The 22,793-nt window shown below is 68.5% G+C and carries 22 protein-coding genes and 1 tRNA gene; 12 read left to right on the top strand and 11 right to left on the bottom strand.

Annotated features, from left to right (window positions below):
* Positions 1 to 114: 114 nt before the first annotated feature.
* Complete coding sequence (locus AB0H76_RS24665) at positions 115 to 1,524, bottom strand: hypothetical protein (protein WP_357328313.1); 1,410 nt, start codon at positions 1,522 to 1,524, stop codon at positions 115 to 117.
* Between the two features lie 135 nt (positions 1,525 to 1,659).
* Here AB0H76_RS24665 and AB0H76_RS24660 point away from each other — a divergent pair, with 135 nt between their 5' ends.
* A complete protein-coding gene (locus AB0H76_RS24660; protein ID WP_357328310.1) occupies positions 1,660 to 2,289 on the top strand; it encodes a methyltransferase domain-containing protein in 630 nt (209 codons plus the stop codon).
* 1 nt (position 2,290) lies between these two features.
* On the opposite strand, the gene AB0H76_RS24655 is transcribed toward AB0H76_RS24660, so the two are convergent.
* Together AB0H76_RS24655 and AB0H76_RS24650 are read right to left on the bottom strand one after the other, a co-directional pair.
* The gene (locus AB0H76_RS24655; RefSeq protein ID WP_357328307.1) at positions 2,291 to 3,058 is read right to left on the bottom strand and encodes an SDR family NAD(P)-dependent oxidoreductase; all 768 of its coding nucleotides are present in this window, start codon (positions 3,056 to 3,058) and stop codon (positions 2,291 to 2,293) included.
* Between the two features lie 214 nt (positions 3,059 to 3,272).
* Positions 3,273 to 3,358, bottom strand: a tRNA-Leu gene (locus AB0H76_RS24650).
* A 238-nt stretch (positions 3,359 to 3,596) separates the two neighbouring features.
* Here AB0H76_RS24650 and AB0H76_RS24645 point away from each other — a divergent pair.
* The 8 genes from AB0H76_RS24645 (at position 3,597) to AB0H76_RS24610 (ending at position 14,129) form a co-directional block, all read left to right on the top strand.
* Entirely contained in the window at positions 3,597 to 5,009 is a 1,413-nt protein-coding gene (locus tag AB0H76_RS24645) for an FhaA domain-containing protein (RefSeq protein WP_357328305.1), read from the top strand.
* Positions 5,010 to 5,226: 217 nt separating this feature from the next.
* Positions 5,227 to 5,694 carry an FHA domain-containing protein gene (locus AB0H76_RS24640; protein ID WP_357328302.1) on the top strand — a complete coding sequence of 156 codons (468 nt, stop codon included), beginning with the start codon at positions 5,227 to 5,229 and terminating at the stop codon, positions 5,692 to 5,694.
* Positions 5,691 to 7,193, top strand: coding sequence for a PP2C family serine/threonine-protein phosphatase (locus AB0H76_RS24635; RefSeq protein WP_357328299.1), 1,503 nt, complete (start codon positions 5,691 to 5,693; stop codon positions 7,191 to 7,193). The genes AB0H76_RS24640 and AB0H76_RS24635 overlap by 4 nt, the downstream gene beginning before the upstream one ends.
* Positions 7,193 to 8,665, top strand: coding sequence for an FtsW/RodA/SpoVE family cell cycle protein (locus AB0H76_RS24630; RefSeq protein WP_357328296.1), 1,473 nt, complete (start codon positions 7,193 to 7,195; stop codon positions 8,663 to 8,665). The genes AB0H76_RS24635 and AB0H76_RS24630 overlap by 1 nt, the downstream gene beginning before the upstream one ends.
* Complete coding sequence (locus tag AB0H76_RS24625) at positions 8,662 to 10,146, top strand: penicillin-binding protein 2 (protein ID WP_357328293.1); 1,485 nt, start codon at positions 8,662 to 8,664, stop codon at positions 10,144 to 10,146. The genes AB0H76_RS24630 and AB0H76_RS24625 overlap by 4 nt, the downstream gene beginning before the upstream one ends.
* A gap of 37 nt (positions 10,147 to 10,183) precedes the next feature.
* Entirely contained in the window at positions 10,184 to 11,707 is a 1,524-nt protein-coding gene (locus AB0H76_RS24620) for a protein kinase (protein ID WP_357328290.1), read from the top strand.
* Positions 11,704 to 13,605, top strand: coding sequence for a Stk1 family PASTA domain-containing Ser/Thr kinase (pknB, locus tag AB0H76_RS24615; RefSeq protein WP_357328288.1), 1,902 nt, complete (start codon positions 11,704 to 11,706; stop codon positions 13,603 to 13,605). Before AB0H76_RS24620 ends, pknB begins: the two co-directional genes overlap by 4 nt.
* A gap of 101 nt (positions 13,606 to 13,706) precedes the next feature.
* Positions 13,707 to 14,129, top strand: a complete 423-nt coding sequence (locus AB0H76_RS24610) for a CBS domain-containing protein (RefSeq protein WP_357328285.1) — start codon at positions 13,707 to 13,709, stop codon at positions 14,127 to 14,129.
* Between the two features lie 2 nt (positions 14,130 to 14,131).
* Here AB0H76_RS24610 and AB0H76_RS24605 read toward each other — a convergent pair whose 3' ends face one another.
* On the bottom strand, positions 14,132 to 15,247 hold the full coding sequence (locus AB0H76_RS24605; protein ID WP_357328282.1) for a dihydrofolate reductase family protein: 1,116 nt from the start codon (positions 15,245 to 15,247) through the stop codon (positions 14,132 to 14,134).
* Positions 15,244 to 15,888, bottom strand: coding sequence for an aminodeoxychorismate/anthranilate synthase component II (locus tag AB0H76_RS24600; protein WP_357328279.1), 645 nt, complete (start codon positions 15,886 to 15,888; stop codon positions 15,244 to 15,246). Before AB0H76_RS24600 ends, AB0H76_RS24605 begins: the two co-directional genes overlap by 4 nt.
* Positions 15,889 to 16,042: 154 nt before the next feature.
* On the opposite strand from AB0H76_RS24600, the gene crgA reads away from it, so the two are divergent.
* Positions 16,043 to 16,306 carry a cell division protein CrgA gene (gene crgA, locus AB0H76_RS24595; protein ID WP_357328276.1) on the top strand — a complete coding sequence of 88 codons (264 nt, stop codon included), beginning with the start codon at positions 16,043 to 16,045 and terminating at the stop codon, positions 16,304 to 16,306.
* A gap of 95 nt (positions 16,307 to 16,401) precedes the next feature.
* Positions 16,402 to 16,869, top strand: coding sequence for a PH domain-containing protein (locus tag AB0H76_RS24590; protein WP_357328273.1), 468 nt, complete (start codon positions 16,402 to 16,404; stop codon positions 16,867 to 16,869).
* 35 nt (positions 16,870 to 16,904) lie between these two features.
* Here the strand turns inward: AB0H76_RS24590 and AB0H76_RS24585 are convergent, their stop codons facing one another.
* Both AB0H76_RS24585 and AB0H76_RS24580 read right to left on the bottom strand, forming a co-directional pair.
* Positions 16,905 to 17,795 (bottom strand): rhomboid family intramembrane serine protease, encoded by an 891-nt coding sequence (locus AB0H76_RS24585; RefSeq protein WP_357328270.1) that lies wholly within the window; start codon positions 17,793 to 17,795, stop codon positions 16,905 to 16,907.
* Between the two features lie 4 nt (positions 17,796 to 17,799).
* Positions 17,800 to 18,333 (bottom strand): peptidylprolyl isomerase, encoded by a 534-nt coding sequence (locus AB0H76_RS24580; RefSeq protein ID WP_357328267.1) that lies wholly within the window; start codon positions 18,331 to 18,333, stop codon positions 17,800 to 17,802.
* Between the two features lie 121 nt (positions 18,334 to 18,454).
* Here AB0H76_RS24580 and AB0H76_RS24575 point away from each other — a divergent pair, with 121 nt between their 5' ends.
* Entirely contained in the window at positions 18,455 to 18,661 is a 207-nt protein-coding gene (locus AB0H76_RS24575) for a hypothetical protein (protein WP_357328264.1), read from the top strand.
* Positions 18,662 to 18,724: 63 nt separating this feature from the next.
* Here the strand turns inward: AB0H76_RS24575 and AB0H76_RS24570 are convergent, their stop codons facing one another.
* The 4 genes from AB0H76_RS24570 to AB0H76_RS24555 form a co-directional block, all read right to left on the bottom strand.
* Complete coding sequence (locus AB0H76_RS24570; RefSeq protein ID WP_357328261.1) at positions 18,725 to 19,597, bottom strand: ABC transporter permease; 873 nt, start codon at positions 19,595 to 19,597, stop codon at positions 18,725 to 18,727.
* Positions 19,594 to 20,592, bottom strand: coding sequence for an ATP-binding cassette domain-containing protein (locus tag AB0H76_RS24565; RefSeq protein WP_357328258.1), 999 nt, complete (start codon positions 20,590 to 20,592; stop codon positions 19,594 to 19,596). The genes AB0H76_RS24570 and AB0H76_RS24565 overlap by 4 nt, the downstream gene beginning before the upstream one ends.
* Positions 20,593 to 21,296: 704 nt before the next feature.
* Entirely contained in the window at positions 21,297 to 22,217 is a 921-nt protein-coding gene (locus AB0H76_RS24560) for an acyl-CoA dehydrogenase family protein (RefSeq protein WP_357328255.1), read from the bottom strand.
* Entirely contained in the window at positions 22,214 to 22,732 is a 519-nt protein-coding gene (locus AB0H76_RS24555; protein WP_357328252.1) for a pyridoxamine 5'-phosphate oxidase family protein, read from the bottom strand. The genes AB0H76_RS24560 and AB0H76_RS24555 overlap by 4 nt, the downstream gene beginning before the upstream one ends.
* Positions 22,733 to 22,793 lie beyond the last annotated feature (61 nt).

Raw genomic sequence — 22,793 nt, 5'->3', positions numbered from 1 at the left:
TTCACCGGCCGTCGGCGCGCCTGTCCCCGGCAGCGCGCGCTACCAGCGCTTTCGGTGTGGCACAGCCGAATTCCACAGGTCATCCCCAGATATCCACAGCCTGGGCGCGAAAGTTCAGCTGATACGCAGGATTCCGGTGATCGTGCCCTGCAGCACCCGCCCACCCGTCGCGAGCAATGCCGAGGTCTGCAGCGGATCGTCGACGATGGTGCCGGGCAGCGGCCGATCCGAAAGCACCGCGCCCGTCTCGGGATCCAGCACGGTGAAGGCGTAACCATCCAGCGGCGTAGTGGTATCCGGGCCCACCCGGCTGACGGTGTAGAGATTGCCGTCGGCGGTGGACAGATGCGGCACCGCCGCGCTGCGCACCGTGTTCTCCCACACCGTGTGGCAACCGTTTTCGTCCACGTCCACCCGCGTCATCCCGCCGGTGAACGGCGCGGTCGCGGGCACCGCCGGTCCCGCGCCCTCCGGCACGGCGGGATAGGGATAGCCATAGGTGCTCGCCACGAACACCGAGCGCCCGACCCCGATCGGCGAATTCTCGCTGCCCGCACCGCCCTTGGTGAGGACCGGGCGCGAGCACACCAGTTCACCGCTGCCGGAACGGAACACCAGCAGCCGCACCTGATCGTCGGCGTTGTCGACGATGGTCAGATAATCGGCGCCGTTGGTCGGGCCGAAATATGTAGGCGTCGAACCGGTCCCCCAGCTGAGCTGCCCGGGCTTGCGCGCCGAGCCTCGCGCATAGTCCGCGCGCCAGCGGATTTCGGGCCCGCCGTTCGCGCCGGCGCGCAACTCGTAGAGCGCGTGCGTCGTCGCGACCGCGACCGCCCCGTTCGGCGCCGCCGAAATGCTGTTTGCCACTTGCTCGCCCGCGGGCAGCCCGAGGGTTGCCGGCGCACCGGACGGCGGCACCAGCCCGACCACGCCCTTGCCGGTGGCGAACCAGACATTGCCCGACCAATCGGGCACCAGCCCGGTCACGTTGTCGCCCACCGGAATTACGCCGGACAGATCTACGGTGGAGTCGACCGACAAGCGCCAGCGCCCGGATTCGCGGCTATGCCCTATTCGCACCAGTTTTCGGTCGCCGTCCACGGCCACCAGCCGATCGGCGTTGTCCAGGTACGCGTAAACCCCGCCGAGCAGACTGCCTTTCGCCAATTCCAAGGAAGCCAGCGAGGTACCGATCGGGCCGTCGCTCGCCGGATCGAGCAGATGCACCGTCGGCTTCTGCCCGAGGATCGCGGTGCACAGCGCCACCGCCAGCCCGTCCGCACCCTGCAAGATGGTCGGGCAGGCCGAAGCCAGCGGGTAGGCCGCCACCGAGATCGATCCCGCGCCCGGCCCGGCGAGCGGCGTCGCGTCCGAGGAACCCGCGTCGCCGTGCATGGTCGAGGTGCCCACCGGGCCCAGATGCGGGTTCGGCGGCGCCAGCGGCCCCCAGTCGGCGGCCTGGGCCGCGCCGGACGGCGCGAGCGCCAGCGCACAGGCGGCGAGCAGGACAAACGGGGTGCGCATACGGTCAGCTTTCGAGTTCGGGTGCGAGGCGTCGGTGCCGATCCAACCCGACCGGCGCCGTCGGCAACAGTATTTGAACCATCAGCGGTTCAATTCGTCCAAGCCGGACCACGGCGCTCTCCCTACGATGAACCCATGCCCGGAATGCGCGCCAAAGTCCTGTCCACCCTCGCCGGCCAGCTCGGCAATCCGCACGGTGTACTCGGCAAGGGCGTCGCCCTGGTGCTCAATCGCGGCAACCGGGGTCTGATCGAAGCCGCCGCCGGCGCGGCAACCGGCGCGACCGTCGCCGACATCGGGTTCGGCGGCGGCGTCGGGCTGGAGCTGCTGCTCGCCCGGCCCGCGGCGGACGGCGTCGTGCACGGCGTGGAGATCTCGCCGGACATGCTGGCCCGGGCCCGCGCGCGCTTCGCCCGCGCGATCGAAGCCGGACGCCTGCGCCTCGACGCGGGATCGCTGACCGCCCTGCCGTTCACCGACGACAGCCTGGACGCCGCGATCACGGTCAACACCATCTACTTCCTGCCCGATCTGGATGCCGCCTGCGCCGAGCTGGCGCGCGTCGTGCGCCCCGGCGGCAAGCTGGTGATCGGCATCGGCGATCCGGACGCGATGACCAAGATGCCGTTCACCGCCTACGGTTTCACGCTCCGTCCGGTCGCCGAGGTGAGCGCCGCGCTGGAACGCGCGGGCTGCACCGTGACACACCAGCAGCTCCCGGGCCGGCCGATCCCCGCGCATCTGCTGGTGGCCACGCCGCGGTGAGCTACATGGCCGCGCCGCCGTCGACCCGGATCTCGCAGCCGGTCATATAGCGGCCGTCGTCGGAGGCGACCATGGCGACCACACCCGCGATGTCGTCCGGGTTGCCGAGCGCGCCCTCGTTGAGCCAGCCGGTCAGGCGGGTGAACAGTTTCCAGTCCGCGCCGTCGGGCTGATCCAGGATGGACTTGGTGGTGATCCCGCTGGTGATGCCGGCGGGCAGGATGTTGACCGCGCGCAGCCCCTGCTTGGCGTATTCCAGCGCGATGGCGTGGGTGAACGCGTTGACCCCGCCCTTGGAGGCCGCGTAGGCCGCGAGATAGGGCGCGGCGTTGGTGGCCGCGGTCGAGGACAGGTTCACCACGACGCCGTGCCCGGAGTCCAGCAGCGCGGGCAGCGCGGCCTGCGTCATCAGGAAGGTGCCGGTCAGGTTGACGGTGATGACCTGGTTCCAGGCGTCCAGCGGCATCTCGTGCGTGCGCGCGGGCTTGAGGATGCCGGCCGCGTTCACCAGCACATCGAGCCCACCGAGGAATTCGAGCGCTTCGGCGATACCCGCGGCGGCCGACTCGGGATCGGCGATGTTCACCCGGACGGTCCGCAGCCGCTCGGCCGCGTCGCCCGCTTTCTCGGCGGTGGTCTGCAGGCCGGCCTCGTCGATGTCGGCGGCGATCAGCTGCGCCCCCTCGTCGAGCAGCCGCAGGGCGATGCCCTGCCCGATCCCCGAACCGGCTCCGGTCACCACTACACGACGGCCTTCATATCTACGCATGCCCCAAACTAGAACAGGTTCTCATGTCGGGGCAACGGTTTGCGCGGAAGCGGCCGGATCGGGCCGGCGCGGACTCATCGAGACGGAAATCACTATCACGGATCCGGCGGGGACGGGCGCGCCACGCCCGGCGGCACGTTCGACACCCAAAATGACGAAGAACTGATGCCGAAAAGAGAAGAGGCCCACACTCATCGAGTGTGGGCCTCTCATCTGGTGGGCGAAGGGGGACTTGAACCCCCACGTCCCGAAGGACACTGGCACCTGAAGCCAGCGCGTCTGCCATTCCGCCACTCGCCCGAGCGACTGGAAGAACTTATCACGGGTGTGTCTCGGAAACGAAATCACCTGGTCAGCGATACCGTTGATGACTCCTGGTGACAGTGGGAACCCACCGCGGTTCTCAGGAGTTACAGGTGTGGACGATCGTGGATATCATGCAATGAACGTGGTCGACACACGACACGCCATACGCGCGTGTCGTTGTTATGAAATGGGCTATGACTCGGGGAAGACGTTCGACGAAGGGAGGCCGGGGATGGGCATCGTTTCGCGATTCGAAGCTCGCTTGCGAGGCACCGTCGACGACGCGTTCGCTCGTGCCTTCGGCGGCAATGTCGTACCCAAGGAGGTGGAGGCGGCGCTGCAGCGCGAAGCTTCCGAGCACATCGAGGACGTGGGCGGCGGACATCTGCTGGCGCCGAACAATTATGTGATCACCATCAACTCCTCCGATCACGGCAAACTCGACGCCGATCACACCCTCACCACCCGTGCGTTCGCCAAACATCTCCAGGACTACATCCGCGATCAGGGGTGGCAGACCTACGGCGAAGTACACGTAGCGTTCGAGGCATCACCTACGCTGCACACCGGACAGTTCAGGGCACGCGGCCGGGTCGATCCCGACGCCGGCAGCGGAGCTACACCGGCTCACCGCCCGGAACCCTCGCCACAACGACCTGCAAACCCGCAACCAGGAGCTGGCCCCATGACGCAGAACTCTGGCTACGACCCGAGCCGTGAGCCCGCGGAGTCCGATCCACGCAATCGCGGGTACGCACCGCCGCCGGCGGGGCGGCCCAACCCGCCCAACGGCGCCTACCGCGACGAGTACCGCGCGCCCTACGAGGGCGCCGAGGGCTACCGCGCGCCCGAGGGTGGTCAGCAGGGTTACGGCGAATACCAGAACGGCTACGACTACCAGCAGGGCGGCCAGGCCGCGGCCGGTTACCAGGCGCCGGGTGGGTACCAGGCCCCGGGCGGTTACGAGGAGCCCGGCTACGGCCAGGGCGCGGCCCCCGGGTACGGCCAGCAAGGTTATGGCGAACAGGGTTACGGGCAGGCCCCTGCCGGTTACCAGGAGCCGGCCTACGGCCAGCCGGGTTACGGCCAGCAGCAGCCGGGCTACGGGCAGCCGGGCTACGGGCAGGCGCCCGGCTACGGCGAACCGGGCTACCAGGAGCCGGCTTACGGCCAGCCCGGCTACGGCCAGCAGCAGGGCTATGGCCAGCAGGGATATGCCGAACCCGGCTACGGCGAACAGGGTTACGCCGAGGAGCAGGGCGGCTACGGCCAGGCCTACTCGCAACCGGGCGGCTACGGCGCACAGGCCGGGTACGCCCAGCCCGCGCCGTATTCCGGTGCGGCACCGGCGGGTTCGGGCTATTCGGCCACCCTGCAGCTGGATGACGGCAGCGGCCGCACCTACCAGCTACGAGAGGGCAGCAACATCATCGGCCGGGGCCAGGACGCGCATTTCCGCCTCCCCGACACCGGTGTTTCGCGCCGCCACATCGAGGTGCGCTGGGACGGTCAGACCGCGATGCTGTCCGATCTCGGGTCCACCAACGGCACCCTGGTCAACGGCTCCCCGGTACAGGACTGGCAGCTCGCCGACGGCGATGTCATCCGCGCCGGGCACTCCGAGATCCTGATCCGAATCGTCTGATCCCGTAAGCTCGCGTCCAGGTCATGACATGACGTGTGCTGAACATGGCGAACAGCGGTTCTGCGGTCGTATCGTGATCGAAATCGACTGACGGCCCTATGATGCTGCCAACGCGCGGCACCGTCATGGGGCCGGGCAAGACCAGCAGCCGGGTGGGGGCGAACCTGCACCTCCCCGGCACCGACAGACATCACGGTCGAACAGGAGGTGGAACGCCGTGCAGGGATTGATCCTGCAGTTGACCCGAGCGGGGTTCCTCTTGCTGTTGTGGCTGTTCGTGTGGGCGGTTCTGCGAACCTTGCGCAGCGACATCTACGCGGCCTCCGGCATTCGGATCCAGCCCAGGGCCGCACGCGGTTCCGCGGTGCTGCCGTCCTTCAGCCGCGGCCAGAAGGGCGCCAAATATCTTGTGGTGACTCAAGGTTCACTCGCCGGCACGCGCATCACGCTCGGCACCCAACCGGTGCTGCTCGGGCGCGCGGATGATTCCACGCTGGTACTCACCGATGATTACGCCTCCACCCGGCATGCGCGACTTTCCCCGCGTGGTGACGACTGGTACGTCGAAGACCTCGGCTCGACCAATGGCACCTATCTCGACCGCGCGAAAGTCACCACCGCCGTCCGTGTTCCGCTCGGCACTCCGGTTCGTGTCGGCAAGACAGTGATCGAGCTCCGATCGTGACACTTGTTCTCCGCTACGCAGCGCGTAGCGACCGCGGCCTCGTGCGAGGCAACAACGAAGATTCCGTCTACGCGGGCGCCAGACTGCTCGCACTGGCCGACGGCATGGGCGGCCACGCCGCCGGTGAAGTCGCCTCCCAATTGATGATCGCCGCCCTGGCCCATCTCGACGACGACGAGCCGGGCACCGATCTCCTCGGCAAGCTCGACCACGCGATCCACGAGGGCAACGGCGCGATCGCCGACCAGGTCGAGGAAGAGCCCGAGCTCGACGGCATGGGCACCACGCTCACCGCGATCCTGTTCGCCGGCAACAAACTCGGCCTCGCCCACATCGGCGACTCCCGCGCCTATCTGCTGCGCGGCGGCGAGCTGGCCCAGATCACCCGCGACGACACCTTCGTGCAGTCCCTGGTGGACGAGGGCCGGATTACCCCCGAGCAGGCGCACACCCATCCGCAGCGCTCACTGATCATGCGCGCGCTCACCGGCAACGAGATCGAGCCGACGCTGATCATGCGGGAGGCCCGCGCGGGCGACCGCTATCTGCTCTGCTCGGACGGTCTGTCCGATGTGGTGAGCGACGAGACCATCGCGAACACCCTGCGCGAGGGCAGCACCGACGAATGCGCCGACCGGCTCATCGAATTGGCGCTGCGCAGCGGCGGCCCGGACAACGTCACGGTAGTCGTCGCCGACGTCATCGATCTCGATTACGGGCAGAGTCATCCGATCGTGGCGGGCGCCGCCTCCGGTCAGGACGAGGACACCCCGCCCCCGAACACCGCCGCCGGGCGGGCCGCCGCGATGCGCCCCCCGCGCGCCGCGCCGCCGCGCCGGGCCAGTGCCGCTCCGGAACCGGAGCCGCCGGCCAAATCGCACAAGCTGCGCTGGATCCTGCTGTCGCTGGGCCTGGTGCTCGCGGTCGGCGTCGGCCTGCTGGTCGGCTACAAGATGGTGCGCAACAACTACTACGTCGCCGCCGACGGTGGCAAAGTGGTGATCATGCGCGGACTTCCGGGTTCGGTGCTCGGCTATTCGATCCACGAGGTCGACACCATCGGCTGCGTGACCAAGAACGGTGAGCTCACCGTGCTGAAGACGGGCACCACCCTGCCCGCCGGCTGCCGGGCCCTCGAGGTCGAGGATCTCACCCAGACCGGGCGCAACCAGGTCAACCAGGGTCTGCCGCCCGGTTCGCTGAACGAGGCCGAGAGCCAGATGCGGCGCCTGGCCTCCCAGCAGCTGCTGCCGGTGTGCACGCCCAAGGAATCGGTGCCGCAGCCCGGCGTCGTCCCGTCGGGCGATCCCAGCGCGACACCCACGCCGAACCCGGCGCCCACCACCGGCCCGGTTCCGGTGCCGCCGCCGGGCGAGCCGACTCCTGGAGACACCCGGGGTACCGACCTCAAGACACCGACGAAGGTGGAGCCCACCGCGCCGACGTCCACGTCGGCGACCCCCCAGACGCCGGGGGAGAACTGCCGGGTGACGGACTGATGTCCGCACCGGCACCGCCGTCCGCTGGGGCCTACCCCAGTCCGCCCGGCGGCTTCGCGCCCGCGCCGCCGCCGTCTACCCGGCGCAACGTCGAACTGATGCTGCTGGGTTTCGCGGCCGTGCTGACGACGGTGTCGCTGTTCCTGGTGGAAGCGAGCCAGGAGCAGTCCGTCACCTGGGACATCGCCAAGTACGGCGCGGCCTACCTGGCCCTGTTCGGCGTTGCCCACCTCGCGGTGCGCCGCTTCGCCCCCTTCGCCGACCCGCTGCTGCTCCCGATTGTCGCGGTGCTCAACGGCATCGGGCTGGTGCTGATCCATCGCCTGGATCTCGGGGCAGCGCAGAACGCCCGCTACAACTCGTGGACCATCCCCTCCCCCGACGCCAGCCCGCAGATCATGTGGACCGCGCTCGGCACGATCGGCTTCATCGCGGTGCTCGCCATCCTGCGCGACTACCGCACGCTGGCCCGCTACAGCTACACCCTGGGCCTGATCGGCCTTGTCGCCCTGATGATTCCGGCGCTGCTGCCCAGCGCGTACTCCGAGACCAACGGCGCCAAGATCTGGATCCGGCTGCCCGGTTTCAGCGTGCAGCCCGGCGAGTTCTCCAAGATCCTGCTGATCATCTTCTTCGCCTCGGTGCTGGTCGCCAAGCGTGATCTGTTCACCACCGCCGGTCGGCACATGCTGGGCATGGAGTTCCCGCGCGCCCGCGACCTCGGGCCGATCCTGGCGGTGTGGATCGTCTGCATCGGCGTGCTGGTGCTGGAAAAGGATCTCGGCACCTCGCTGCTGATCTTCTCCACCGTGCTGGTGATGCTCTACATCGCCACCGAGCGGGTCGGCTGGCTGATCATCGGCGGCGGGCTGCTCGCGATCGGATTCGTCTTCGCCTACAACGCCTTCGGCCACGTCCAGGTGCGCGTGCACACCTGGCTGGATCCGTTCTCGGACTACAACAACACCGGCTACCAGATCTCGCAGTCGATGTTCGGCCTGGCCACCGGCGGTCTGGCGGGCACCGGCCTGGGCAACGGACGGCCCAACCAGGTCCCGTTCGCCAAGACCGACTTCATCGTCACCACCATCGGTGAGGAACTCGGCCTGATCGGCCTGACCGCGGTGCTGATGCTGTTCCTGATGTTCGTGGTGCGCGGCCTGCGCACCGCGCTGGCCGTGCGCGACAGCTTCGGCAAGCTGCTCGCGGCCGGCCTGGCGTTCACCATGGCGATCCAGCTGTTCGTGGTTGTCGGCGGTGTCACCAAGCTGATTCCGCTCACCGGTCTCACCACGCCCTTCATGTCCTACGGCGGTTCCTCGCTGCTGGCCAACTACCTGCTGCTGGCACTGCTGATCAAGATCTCCGACGCGGCTCGCGCGCCGGCGCCGGGCCGCAAGAAAGAACCCGCGGCTCCCCTGGCCGAGGCGCCGACCGAGATGATCCGTAAGGATGCGAGGCCGCAGGAATGAACACTCCCCTACGGCGGGTCGCGGTCGCGGTGATGCTGATGATCGTCGCGCTGCTGATCAACGCCACCTACGTGCAGGTGTCCATCGGTCCCTTCGGCAAGGCCGACAGCCTGCGCCACGATCCGCGCAACTCCCGGGTGCTGCTCGACGAGTACTCGCGCCAGCGCGGCCAGATCTCGGCCAGCGGCACCGTGCTGGCCAGCTCGGTCGCCACCGACGACCGCTACAAGTACCTGCGCACCTACCCGACCGATCCGGACGCCTACGCCCCGATCACCGGTTTCTACTCGATGCAGTACGGCAGCAACGGCCTGGAGAAGGCCGAGGATTCGGTGCTCAACGGCTCGGACAGCCAGCTGTTCGGCCGCCGGCTGATCGACATGATCTCCGGCCGGGATCCGCGCGGCGCGAACGTGCTGACCACGCTGAACCCGGCGATGCAGCAGGTCGCCTACGACCAGCTGACCGCCAAGGGCTACACCGGTTCGGTGGTCGCCATCGAGCCGAGCACCGGCAAGATCCTGACCATGGTCTCCACCCCCAGCTACGACCCGAACCTGCTGTCCGGGCACGACGGGGCCAAGGGCACCCAGGCCTGGGAGGAACTGAGCGGGGACAAGTCCAAGCCGATGCTCAATCGCGCTGTCTCCCAGACCTACCCGCCCGGGTCCACCTTCAAGGTGGTGACCACCGCCGCGGCCCTCTCGGACGGCGTCGCGACACCGGAGGACCAGTTCACCGCCGCGAGCCAGATCGAACTGCCCGGCACCAAGACCACGCTGGAGAACTACAACGGCTCGCACTGCGGCGGCGGCAACACCGCCTCGCTCTACGACGCGTTCCGGTTGTCCTGCAACACCGCCTTCGCCGAACTCAGCCAGAAGATCGGCGCGTCCAACCTCAAGGACGCGGCCGCCGCGTTCGGCGTCGGCCCGAGCCGCGGGATCCCGATCCCGGTCGCCGAGTCCACCGTCGGCTCGATCCCGGACAACGCCGCGCTCGCGCAGAGCAGCATCGGCCAGCGCGACGTCGCGCTGACCCCGCTGGAGAACGCGGTGATCGCGGCGACCGTCGCCAACGGCGGCGTGCGGATGGAGCCCTACCTGGTGGATTCGCTGCAGGCGCCGGACCTGAGCGAGTTGTCCAAGACCAAGCCGGTCTCGGTCGGCCAGGCCGTCAGCGCCCCGGTCGCCTCCCAGCTGACCAGCATGATGATCGCCTCGGAGCAGAACACCGCGGGCGGTCAGCAGAACCGTGGCTACACCATCGCGTCCAAGACCGGAACCGCCGAACACGGCGACAATCCGCGCAATACGCCGCCCCACGCCTGGTATATCGCCTTTGCCCCGGCCCAGAATCCGACCATCGCCATCGCGGTGATCGTCGAGAACGGCGGCGATCGGGCGCTGGCCGCGACCGGCGGTTCCGTGGCCGCGCCGGTCGCGCGGGCGGTCCTGGACGCCGGTCTGCGAGGGGGCTGAACGATATGACTGTGCGAGTGAATGTACGGAGTCCCCGATGCTGAACAACGGCGCGTTGATCGCCGACCGCTACCGCCTGCAACGGCTCATCGCCACGGGCGGAATGGGTCAGGTCTGGGAGGCTCTGGACACCCGGCTGGACCGCCGGGTCGCGGTGAAGGTGCTCAAAGCCGAGTTCTCGGCCGATCCCACTTTCCGGCAACGGTTCCGCACCGAGGCCAGGACCACCGCCCAGCTGAATCATCCCGGCATCGCCGGGATCTACGACTACGGCGAGACCTACGACCCGTCCGCGGGTGAAACCGCCTACCTGGTCATGGAATTGGTCCAGGGCGAGCCGCTGAACACGGTGCTGAACCGGCTCGGCCGGCTCTCGGTGGTGCAGGGCCTGGACATGCTGGAGCAGACCGGGCGCGCGCTCGAGGTGGCGCACGCCGCGGGCGTCGTGCACCGTGACGTGAAGCCGGGCAACATCCTGGTGACGCCGACCGGTCAGATCAAGATCACCGACTTCGGCATCGCCAAGGCCGTGGACGCGTCCCCGGTCACCAAGACCGGCATGGTGATGGGCACCGCCCAGTACATCGCGCCGGAGCAGGCCGTCGGAGAGGACGCGACCTCCGCCAGCGACGTGTACTCCCTCGGTATCGTCGGCTACGAGGCGCTGGCGGGCCAGCGCCCGTTCAGCGGCGACGGCGCCATCACCGTCGCGATGAAGCACGTGCGCGAGACGCCGCCGCCGATGCCCGACGATCTGCCGGCCAACGTGCATCAGCTCATCGAGATCACCATGCGCAAGGACCCGAACCAGCGCTACGCCAGCGGCGGCGAGTTCGCCGACGCGGTGGCCGCCGTGCGCGCGGGTCATCGTCCGCCGGAACCGAAGGGCGCCACCGCGTCTCCCGGCACCGGTCCGTTCACCGAGGGCGCCACCCGGGTGCTGCCGCCCGGCCCGACGGTCATCCTGCCCGCGCCGCAGCAGGACGGCCCGACCGTCCCCTACAACAACGGCGGCGCCGCGGGCACCTACGGTGCGCCCGCCACCGCGATGAACCCCGGCTCGACGCCGCCACCGTCGCCGAAGCCCGACGGGCTCAACAACACCCAGAAATGGCTGATCGGCCTAGGTATCGGCGCGGTGCTGCTCGGCGGCGCCGCGACCTGGCTGGCTTTCGGCGGCGACACCAATCCGTCCCCGGACCGTCCCGCCGTCACCACCACCCAGCTGCCGCCGACCACGACGAAGCAGCCGGTCACCACGACGCAGGCGCCGGCGCCGCCACCGCCGCCGGTCACCACCACGACCACGGTCCCGCCGACGACCACCACGGTGCCGCCGACCACGACGACCGAGCCGCCGACGACCACCACGGAACCGCCGACGACGACCAAACCTCCGACGACGACACCGGTTCCGAGCACCACCAAGACCGGCAAGACGACCACGACCACCCGGCCCCCGTACTTCCCCACGCTCGACTTACCATTTCCGGATAGTCCCGGTGCTCGCGGTCCCTCGTCCACTCGTAGCGCGCCTACTCCTTCGCAAGGACAACCATGACGACCCCGAAGAATCTCGGTTCTCGCTACGAACTCGGCGAGATCATCGGATTCGGCGGTATGTCCGAGGTGCACAAGGCCCGTGACCTGCGGCTGAGCCGCGATGTCGCGATCAAGGTCTTGCGTGCGGACCTCGCGCGCGACCCCACGTTCTACCTGCGCTTCAAGCGCGAGGCGCAGAACGCGGCCGCCCTGAATCATCCGGCCATCGTCGCGGTGTACGACACCGGCGAGGCCGAGGTGGACGGCGGCCCGCTGCCCTACATCGTGATGGAGTACGTCGACGGCGACACGCTGCGCGATCTGGTGCGCGGCGACGGCCCGATGGCTCCGCGCCGCGCCATGGAGGTCGTCGCCGACGTCTGCGCCGCACTGGATTTCAGCCACAAGGCCGGCATCGTGCACCGCGATATGAAGCCCGCCAACATCATGATCAACCGTGCGGGCGCGGTGAAGGTGATGGACTTCGGCATCGCGCGCGCGCTCGCCGACAGCTCCAACCCGATGACTCAGACCGCGGCCGTAATCGGTACCGCGCAATATCTTTCGCCCGAGCAGGCGCGCGGTGAGACCGTCGACGCCCGCTCGGACGTGTACTCGGTCGGCTGCGTGCTGTTCGAGATCCTCACCGGCGAACCGCCTTTCACCGGCGACTCGCCGGTCGCGGTGGCCTATCAGCATGTCCGCGAGGATCCGCGGTTGCCCTCGCACGTGCACTCCGGAGTGCCGCGCGAGCTCGACTCGGTGATTCTCAAGGCGATGAGCAAGAACCCGGCCAACCGGTATCAGACCGCGGCCGAGATGCGCGCCGATCTGATCCGCGTCCTGGGCGGGCAGCGCCCGAGCGCGCCGATGGTGATGACCGATGAGGACCGCACCACCGTCTTCGGCAACGACGAACCCGCACCGCGCGCCTACCGCACCGTCGAGCGCACCGACGACACGGCCGAGCAGGAGGCGACCGATCCCGGCGCTTCGCGGCGCACCTGGATCGCCGTCGGCGCCGCGGCCGCGGTCGCGGTGGCGTTCGCGCTGTTCTGGGTGCTGATCGGTCCCGGAAGCCAGCCGGATCAGGTTGCCGTGCCGGACCTTTCGAACAAAACCCAGCCGCAGGCCAAGGATTCGCTGCAGAAGCTCGGCTTCACCGTCGCGGTGGAGCAGAAGCCGGACAGCAAGATCGCCCAGGGCAATGTGATCGCCACTCAGCCGCTGGGTGGTTCCCGCATCGACGAGGGCAGCACCGTCACCCTGGTGGTGTCCACCGGACCGCAACAGGTACAGGTGCCGCGGCTGGACGGGATGACCCAGGAGCAGGCCGAGCAGGTGCTCAATTCCCAAGGCCTGCGCATAGATCCGAACGTGCTGCGCAAGCCGTCCAGCCAGCAGGAGAAGGACAAGGTCATCGGGACCGAACCGTCCGCGGGGTTGAAGGTCGATCTCGACCAGGCCATCATCGTCACCCTCGGCGACGGCCCGGAGAAGGTCCGGGTGCCCTCGGTGGTCGGCCAGGACATCAGCGTGGCCCAGCCGAACCTGGAGGGCAGCGCCGGTTTCAAGGTCAACATCGAGGAGGTGGCGTCCTCGAAGCCCAAGGGTGAGGTCATCGGCACCACCCCGTCCGGCGGCACCCAGGCCGACAAGGGCTCCACGGTGACCGTGCAGATCTCCAGCGGCGAGATCACCATGCCCAGCGTGACCGGCATGACCCCGTCGCAGGCCGTGGAGGTGCTGCGCTCCAAGGGCTGGACCGGCAGCACCAGCCAGATCGTCCAGCAGCCGCAGGGCACCTTCGACACGGGCAGTGTCGGGCGGATCCTCGGCCAATCTCCGGCAACCGGTTCTCCGCTGGCCAAGACCGCGACAATCACCATTTCGGTCGGCGTTCTCGGCCCGCCGTGACCGTCAACAGCTACTTTCTGGAAAACTCAGTCTTCGCTCAGTGATCGACGGGAGAATGGGGCTGCTCATCCGAATGCGTCCACGCAACAGGAGGTAGCCCCATGACCACTGCCCGCGACATCATGCGCCCCGGAGCGCACTGGATATCCACCGAGGACACTCTCGGCAAAGCCGCCCGGCTGATGGCCGAGCTCGGCGTCGGATGCCTGATCGTCTCCGACGACAACAAGCGCATGCGCGGCATCATCACCGATCGCGACATCGTCGTGAAGTGCGTCGCCCAGGGCAAGTCGCCCGGTGCCACCCTGGCCGGCGACCTCTGCGAGGCCACCCCGCGCTGGGTCCCGGCCGACGCCGACGTCGAAGAGGTGCTCGACGAGATGGAAGGGCACCGCATCAAGCGGGTCCCCGTCATCGACGACGAGAAGAAACTCGTCGGCATGATCAGCGAGGCCGACCTGGCCAAGCACCTCGACGACAATCAGCTCGGCGAGTGGGTGAACTCCATCTACGGCCGCCCGTAGCGCTAGGTCAGGTCGAGGTGCCGGTTCATCGCCATGGCCGCCTCCGCGAGATCGGCCAGTTCCACCACCTCGACCCCCGCCTGCCGTAACCGCTCCACGCCCACGCAGTTGGTCACGAACGTCGTCGGCTCGCGCCACGCGATGACCACCCGTGGAATCCCCGCGCGCAGAATCCGTTCCGTGCACGGCGCCCGGCCGGCGCTGGCGCGCTGCGAACACGGTTCGAGCGTGCTGTAGATGGTCGCGCGGGCCAGCCGCGGATCCGCGTCGCCCAGTTTGTCCAGCGCCGACTCCTCGGCATGCACCTTCGCGTCGGTCTCCCGGGAAAAACCCGTCGCGATCTCCGCGCCGTCCGCCACGATCACGGCACCGACCGAGAACGCGGTCGGGCTCGGCGGGCACTCGCGCGCGAGTTCGATGGCCCGGCGCATGAATCGGTAATCGTCGTCCGGGCGCAGGTAGCGCAGCACGGCCATGTCGCCGACCTGCGTGACTCCGGCCAGGCGCAAACGGCGGTGCGGCGCATCGGGATACGCGGCGGGCCCGAGGAAGCGAGGGGCGGCCGGATCGCCGACGAGCAGGGGTGCGACGGCCAAGTGCAGTTCGTCGGCCAAGTCGGCGGCGAGGAACTCGGTGTGCATGCCGGTGCCGCCCTCGACCATCAGCCGGGTTGTTCCGCGCCGGCCGAGATCATCGAGCAGAGCCGCGAAATCGACCGTGCCGCCGAGACTCACGACCTCCGCCAGCCCGGACAGCCGGTCGCCGAGCCGGGCCGCACCGGCATCGGTGGTGTAGACGAGCTTGGCGCCGCCGTGGTGCCAGAATCGCCAGGCCGGGTCCAATTCGCCACCGGCCGTGACGGTCACCTTCAGCGGATACTCCGGCCGGCCGGCGGCGACCCGGGCGGCGCGGCGTTCCGGACTGTTCACCAGCAGGCGCGGATTGTCGCGGCGCAGGGTTTCCGCGCCGACCAGGATGGCGTCGGATTCGGCGCGGACCGCGTCGACGCGATCGAAGTCCGCGGCATCGGAAAGCGTCAGGCGATCGGGACTCGCGTCGTCGATGTAGCCGTCGATGCTGACCGCGACCGAGAGCACCACATGGGGGCGCAGGCTCACTGCGTCACCAACGCGGCGACCTCCGATTCGAGCATCTCGACCAGGCCCTCGGCGGGGCGCTCGCCGCACACCTCGAGCCAGTTCGCGAGCATGCGGTGCCCGCCCTGGGTGAGCACCGATTCCGGGTGGAACTGCACGCCGTGGATGGGCAGGTCGCGGTGGCGCACGGCCATCACGATGCCGGATTCGGTGCGGCCGGTGACCTCGAGCTCGGCGGGCAGCGTCTCCTCGGGCACCGTGAGCGAGTGGTAGCGGGTGGCGGTGAAGGGGTCGGGCAGCCCGCCCAGCACGCCCTTGCCGCTGTGGAACACCAGCGAGGTCTTGCCGTGCAGCAGCTCCGGCGCCCGGGTGACGGTGGCGCCGAACGCCTCGCCGATCGCCTGGTGGCCCAGGCACACGCCGAGCAGCGGGGTCGCGGACCGGGCGCAGGCGTGTACGAGCGGGATGCTGGCGCCCGCGCGGTCCGGCGAGCCGGGGCCGGGGCTGATCAGAATGCCGTCGTACGCGGCGGCTACGGCGTCGACATCGGCGAGCTGCGGATCGTCGTTGCGCCAGACCACGGCCTCGGCTCCGAGCTGGCCGAGGTACTGCACCAGGTTGAAGACGAAGCTGTCGTAGTTGTCGACGACGAGAACGCGCATGAGGTCGAGGTTACTGGTTACGTGGCACGGTGCCTATTTCTATTACCAGGTGAGATAGCCTGGACACACACCGGAGGGCGTCCGAGCCGCGCCCGGATCGGTCCTGGCTGGGCCCGGTACCGGTACCGACCTGCACGCCGAACACGAGGACGTCATGCCGAAGTCGAAGGTCCGTAAGAAGACCGACTACACGATCAACCCCGCCAGCCGGACCCCGGTCAAGATCAAGGGTGGTCCATCGCCGGTCTGGTACGTGGCGATCATGCTGGGCTTCATGGTGGCCGGGCTGGTCTGGTTGCTGGTCTACTACCTGGCGGCCGAGAAGATCACCTGGATGAACGATCTCAACGCCTGGAACTTCCTGATCGGTTTCGGCCTCATGGTGGTCGGCCTGATCATGACCATGCGCTGGCGCTGAGCCCCTCGAGCTGCCGGATTTAACCGGATAACAGACATGTCATTCATCCCCACCTGTGGATAAAGGTGGGGACAACTCGAGAGGGAACCGGCCGCATGGAACCGGAATCTTCGATTCCGCAGCCGACGGAATCCACTCTGACCTGGGCTACTCCTAAGCCGATGCTGATCGCGGTCACCGTGGGCGGCGTGCTGCTCGCGGGTGCCGCCGTACTGAGCCGCGACGGCGCCAGCCGCCTGCTGATCGGCCTCGCCGCCACCGGGCTGCTGGGCCTGGCCCTGCTCGGTTTCCGGCAACGACCGCGCCTGGCCATCCGGCCCGGCCCGGAACCGCGCCTGCTGGTGCGGTCGATGTTCGGCGCCGCGGAGTACGGCCGCGACCAGATCCAGCGCGCCCGCATCGTGAGCTATCGCCGGCTCGGCCGCAAGATGCCGATGCTGGAGATCGATGTCGACGACGCGGGCACCGAGCGCCTGCTCATCTTCGGACGCTGGGATCTCGGCGCCGGCCCGGAAGACGTGTTCGACGCCCTGGTCGAACACGGCCTCGCCAGCCTGGCCTGAATTACCAACGTTTCACGTGAAGCAAAACCGCTGAGTCAGCCGAGCGCGATCGCCCGCGCCGCGATGATCGCCAGCGCGATCAGCCCGATCGCGGCGATGCTCGCCCAGCCGATACTGCGTGCCGCCTCCTGTGTCTTGGCGCCCAGCCGTTCCGGCAGGAACAGCACACCGAGCGCCGCCAGCGTGCCCGCGACCAGCCCGCCGAGGTGACCGGCGATCGACAGGTGCGGGATGGAGAAGCTGATGAACAGGTTGATGCCGATCAGGATGAACATCTGATTGGCGTTCTGCCGCAGGCGCAGCAGCAGCACCGTGATCGCGCCGAACAGCCCGTACACCGCGCCGGAGGCACCGGCGGTCGCCTCCAGCGACCCCTGGAAAACCATGCACGCGGCGGACCCCGCGAGCAGCGAGACCAGGTAGATCGCGAAGAAACGCAGCCGGCCCAGCGGCGGCTCCAGACTGCGGCCGATGATCCAGAGCGCGAACATGTTCAGCGCCAGATGGATCGGGCCGTAGTGCAGGAACCCCGAGCCGAGCACCCGGATCCACTCGCCGTGCGACACCATTGCCGGCACCAGCACCCAGTCGTAGAACAGGCGCGAGGTGAAGAAGTTCGTGCCGCCCTGGGCGTTGTCCACCAGATTCTTGGACTGCCACGCGGTGATCGCGTACACGGCCACGTTCACCGCGATCAGCGCATAGGTGACGTACGGGACCGCGGCCTTGCCGGCCACGGCGCCCGCGACGGTGCGGACCTGCCGGGTCTGACTCTGCCCCTCGCGCACACAGTCGACGCAGTGCTGCCCGACCGCGGCGGGCTGCAGACACTCGGGGCAGGCGGGCTGCCCGCAGCGCGTACACGCCAGTCCGGTGGGGCGATCGGGATGGCGGACGCACATCGGTGCGGGCGGCTGCGGGTTCATAGCTTCACTCGGTATCGAGGGTGATCTTGGAGATGACGACCGGCTCCTTGGGGCGGTCGTTGCGATCCGTGGGTGTGGTCGCGATGGCGTCGACCACCTTGCGCGAATCCGGATCGATGACCTCACCGTAGATGGTGTGCTTGCGATTCAGATGCGGCTGCGGGGTGAGCGTGATGAAGAACTGCGACCCGTTGGTGCCCGGCCCCGCGTTCGCCATCGCCAGCAGGTAGCCGCGGTCGAAGCGCAGTTCCGGGTGGAATTCGTCGCCGAACTCGAAGCCGGGGCCGCCGCGACCGGTACCGGTCGGGTCGCCGCCCTGGATCATGAATCCGTCCATCACCCGGTGGAAGACCGCGCCGTCGTAGAACGGGCCGGTGCTGCCGCCGCTCGCGTTCTGCGTGGTGTACTGCGCCGAACCATCCGCGAGGCCGAGGAAGTTCCGCACTGTCTTCGGCGCGTGGTTGCCGAATAGCGCGATCTTGATATCGCCGTGGTTGGTATGCAGCGTCGCGCTCGCAGTCTGAATCGGTGAGGTCACGCCGCCATGTTAGTCGCGGGCGGAGCATGCGCCGCCGAACCGGGTTCTCGACGCGTCGCCCGATCCGCCCCGGTCACCTGCCGTTACTGCGGTATTTCGCTGGTTGTGCCAGAGTGGTCGAATGACCTTGGGGCGCCAGCTTGTATCCGCACGTTCTCGTAACCGGCTCGTTGCCGCGGTCGTCGTCGCGCTGGCCGGAGCCGTTGCCTGGTTGCTGCGCAGCCGGCGGCCGCAGCCGCCCGCGGTGGCCCCGGAGCCGCCGCGGATCGGTTATTCGCGCAACGGCTCGCCGCAGCCGGTCAGCGTCGACGGCAGCGGCGGGGCGTAGCCCCGACCCCGGAAACGACACCGCGCCGGCCCCTGGGAGCCGGCGCGGCGGAAACGTTCGAGCTCAGCGGCTTACGGCGCTCTTGTACTGCCGCATCGCCAGCGGCACGAAGATCACCAAGATGACCACCACCCAGATCAGCGAGGTAGCCACCGGGTGCTGGATGGACCAGGCCTGCGACTCCGGCGGCATCATCGGATCGGTGTTGCCGAACAGGTTGCGAGTGGCCTGGGTCAGCGCCGACACCGGGTTCCACTCGGCGAAGACCCGCAGCACCTGCGGCAGGTTCTCCAGCGGCACAAAGGTGTTGGCCAGGAAGGTGAGCGGGAACATCACCATGAAGCTGGCGTTGTTGAACACCTCCGGCGCGCGGACCAGCAGGCCGACCACGGCCATGATCCAGGAGATCGCGTAGGCGAACAGCAGCAACAGCACGTAGGCCAGGACCGCGTCCAGGATGGAACCGCGGATCCGCCAGCCGACCAGGTAGCCCGTCAGCGACATCACCGTCAGGCTCACCACGTTGATGACGACGTCGCTGATCGTGCGCCCGAACAGCACCGCGGACGGCGCCATCGGCAGGGACCGGAAGCGGTCGATGATGCCCTTCTGCATATCCTCGGCCAGGCCCGCGCCGGTGAAGGAGGCGCCGAAGACCACGGTCTGGGCGAAGATGCCCGCGATCAGGAATTCCCGGTAGCCGCCCTCCATCCCCGGCACCGCGATCGCGTTGCCGAAGACATAGGCGAACAGCAGCACGAACATGATCGGCGACATGGTCGAGAAGATCAGCACGTCGGGCACGCGCTTGATCTTGATGACATTGCGCTTCGCGATGGTCAGGCTGTCGTTGACCAGATAGGACAGGCGCTGGCCCAGGCCGGGCTGCTCCGGTACGGCGAACGCGGGAGCGGCATCCTTCTGCAAATCGGTCATCGGACCGTTCCTTCCGGCTCGAGCTGGGCGGCCGCACCGTTGCCGTTGACGTAATCCTCGGCCTCGTGCCCGGTGAGGGTCAGGAAGACATCGTCGAGCGAGGGCCGGCGCAAGCCGACATCGTTGATGTGGACATCGTTGGACCCGAGCAGCCCGATCGCGTCGACCAGCGCCTGCGACCCGTTGCTGACCGGGACGATGATCCGGCGCAAGCCCGGTTCGATGTGGATCTCGCCGTCCGCCAGGCCTTTCAGCACCTGCTCGGCGATGCCCAGCTTCGCGGGATCACCGACGGTGAGTTCGATGCGGTCGCCACCGACCAGTGTCTTGAGCTCGTCGGCGGTGCCGCGCGCGATCACCTTGCCGTGGTCGATCACCGCGATGGAATCGGCCAGGCGATCGGCCTCCTCCATGTACTGGGTGGTGAGCAGCAGCGTGGTGCCACCGGCGACCAGCTCCTCGATGACATCCCAGAGGTCGAGCCGGGCCCGCGGATCCAGGCCGGTGGTCGGCTCGTCCAGAAACAGCACCGGCGGATTGGCGACGAGCGCGCCCGCCAGGTCGAGCCGGCGGCGCATACCGCCGGAGTAACCCTTGACCGGGCGGTCGGCCGCATCGCTGAGCCGGAAACGTTCCAGCAGCTCACGGGCGCGCTCCTTACTGCGCTGCACGCCCATGTGATACAGCCGGCCCACCATTTCGAGGTTCTCGAAACCGGTGAGGTACTCGTCGACCGCGGCGTACTGACCCGACGCCCCGATCCGCGAGCGCAGCGCCTGGGGATTGCGCAGCACGTCGATGCCGGCGACCGTGGCGCGGCCCTCGTCCGGAATGAGCAAGGTGGTGAACACGCGGACGGTGGTCGTCTTGCCGGCGCCGTTCGGGCCGAGCAGGGCGGTGACGGTGCCCTCGGGCACCGAGAGATCGAGTCCGTCGAGGGCGATCAACTGGCCGTAACGCTTGACCAGACCCTCGGCGACTATTGCGTCGGGCATGACTCTCCTGAGGTTCGTGAAACTCGCGAAATGGGCTGATCAATACCCGTGCAAGTATTGCCCTGGGTACCGACAATTTCACCCCTTGAATCGGGTGCGCCGGTCGCGTCGGAGACGTCGAAGGCCGCATCCCGGTCCAGGCGGTGCTCGGGGGTACCGGAACGGGATGCGACCGATCCGATCCTCGCGCACACCACCCCCGCGGGTCGTGCGTAGCCGGCTACCCGAATCATGTGGTCATGCTCGCATCAGGGTCCGACAGGTTCGCTCCCCCGACATGCCCGAGCCCCGGATGACACGCGACAAATACGACAGAATCCGGACCAACGCGCCACACCCAATCCCGCTGCGGGACAGGCAGCGACCGGTCTGCATGTTTGCCGAGAACCGGCAGAGTTCCAGCTGAACGGGGATTATGGCGCGGAAATTTCCTGGGAGACAACGGTTTTGGCTAACAATCAGCCGATGCTCTACCGGCGCCGGAGAACCCGGCCACGGTGGGGGAAACCCGGCCGCGCCGACCTAGGTATGTCGACCCCTGAAAAACTACGAAAGTGGCGATCCCCACGCACACACAAACCGAAATCATCGCGTAGGATCATTCTCGTCGGCCCCTCCCCCCCGGGCCGACCCTACGCGGGCCTCGGCTAACTCCCCCCCTTCGCCGAGGCCCGCTCCCCATTTTCAGGGCAGGTTTTCCCGCCTCATTCCGCCGCTGCGGCGACCCGGCGCCAAGCCGTTTCCAGCCGTTTCGCCCGCACCCGCCCCGCGGTCGCCAGCAGCGCGCGATCCCGCTCCCACCGGTCCCGGGTCACCGCGTCGGTCTGCTGCCACAGCGGTTCCGACTGCTCCAGCAGCCGCGCGAATTCCGCGAAGATCCCGCCCAGCGCGATGTGCACGCCGGGCGAATCGGGCCGGTCCAGATCCAGGCCCCGCACCATCGCCACCGCCGCCAGCAAGCGCTGTAATTCCGGCTGCGGCCAACCGGCCGTCCGTCCCACCCGCACCAGCCACCCCAGCGTCGCGGCGAGCACGTGCACGTCCTCGACGGTCCGGAACGGTTTCAGGAAGTCCGCGTAGCCGTCCCCCGGCAGCGGCCGCGCCACCGCGTCCTCGAAAAGCACTGTGGCGTGCGGGATCTCCGGCGCCATCGGCAGCGGCGGCCGGTTCGTCACCGTCACCCCCGGTTGCCCGGCCTCGACCAGGACCGCGCGCAGCTGATGCCGGCCGTCGACGACCGCACCCGTCGCGGCCACCACCACCAACCAGCGCGCGTACTCCCCGATCGTCGTGAAGGTCTTGGTACCGCGCACGATCCAGCCGTCGCCGGCCGGCTCCAGCACGGTCCGGATCGCCGCGGGATGCGCCCCGCCCTCCTCGGTCGCCGACACCGCGATCAACTCCGCGCCGGCCACCTCGGGCAACAGCTGCCGCAGCGCCTCCTGATACCCGGACAGGAACGCGAAACCCAGCCGATCGGCCGCGAATCCGCCCGCGATCGCGCGGTCCACCGGCGACCGGAACGGCTCGGTGAGCGCCGCGTGCCGAGCCCACGCCTGGTCCAGATCGGCCGGCGCGGCCTCGGCGATCGGTGCGGTCAGCAGGTACTCGAGCACATCGTTCACTCCTGCACGGTAACCCGCGTTCCGGCCGGGACCGGCCGCTGCGCCGGTGTCCAGATGCGGCTGCGCAGATCCCGGCCGCGAATCACCTGGATCCGGAACGGCTCCAGGCGCATGATGTGCAGCTTCGGATCGGCGGGTGAACTCCAGAACTGACCGAGCGGGTAGCCCGCGCCCGGCGGGCTGGTCCGGGAGTACAGGTCCCAGACCCGTTGCCGGACAGTCATCTCGTCGTCCCAGGCGGCGGTCGCGTCGATCGCCACCGAGTCGTTGCGCCGATCCCAGTAGGAGAAGCTCACATGCGGGTTGCGCGCGATATGCGCCGCCTTCACCGGTGTCTTGTAGGTGGCCAGCCAGCCGACCGGACGCCCGTCGACGTTCTCCCAGATCGGGATCAGCACCCGGGTCCGCGGCCGGTCCTTGCTGTCCACCGTCACCATCGTGGCGTAGACGATCCGGCCGACGTAGGCGTCGAACTCCGACTCCAGCTCCGCGAACTCCGTCACTTTCCTGCTCATGGCCGTGCCCTTCCATGAAGGTTCTTCTCTAGCGTGTCGGTTACTTCTTGTAACTGAGCCC

This window comes from Nocardia sp. NPDC050712 (assembly GCF_040654295.1).
GTDB lineage: Bacteria > Actinomycetota > Actinomycetes > Mycobacteriales > Mycobacteriaceae > Nocardia.
This window is presented reverse-complemented; position numbering and strand designations above follow the sequence as displayed.